This is a genomic window from Actinomadura logoneensis, from assembly GCF_003428695.1.
GTDB classification, from domain to species: Bacteria; Actinomycetota; Actinomycetes; order Streptosporangiales; family Streptosporangiaceae; genus Spirillospora; species Spirillospora logoneensis.
On the sequence record NZ_QURH01000358.1, the window covers coordinates 1 to 558 of the forward strand.

Sequence of the window (558 nt, forward strand, 5' to 3'; positions counted from 1 at the left end):
ACACGTGGCAGATCGCCAGCGCGAGGGCGTCGGCGGCGTCGGCGGGCCGCGGCGGCGCGTCGAGCCGCAGCAGGCGCGTCACCATGGCCGTGACCTGCGCCTTGTCGGCGCGTCCGTTGCCGGTGATCGCCGCCTTGGCCTCGCTGGGCGTGTGCATCGCGACCGGCAGGCCCCGGCGCGCGGCGGCGACCATCGCCAGGCCCGCCGCCTGCGCGGTGCCCATGACCGTGCTGACGTTGTGCTGGGCGAAGACCCGCTCGACGGCCACGACCTCGGGGCGCAACTCGTCCATGAGCTCCTCGATGCCCCGCTCGATGCCGAGCAGCCGGTGCGCGACGTCGTCGTCGGGCGAGGTGCGGACGACCGCCACGTGCACCAGGCTCAGCGGAGCGCCGGGGACGCCCTCCACGACGCCGACGCCGCATCTGGTGAGCCCCGGGTCCACGCCCATCACCCGCACGGCCCCGCCTTTCGATCATGTGTTCGGCCGACGCCACGCTATCGGACCCGGCGGTCCGGCGCGCGCAGGGCGTGCCGGGGGCCGCCGCACCGGCGGCC

General features: G+C 76.3%; 1 protein-coding gene. It reads right to left on the minus strand.

The genetic code is table 11. The annotated features are described in order from the left end of the window. Nucleotides 1–460: crossover junction endodeoxyribonuclease RuvC (gene ruvC / locus DZF91_RS22715; RefSeq protein ID WP_117359459.1), on the minus strand; the 460-nt coding region annotated here is incomplete at its 3' end. Nucleotides 461–558: the final 98 nt, after the last annotated feature.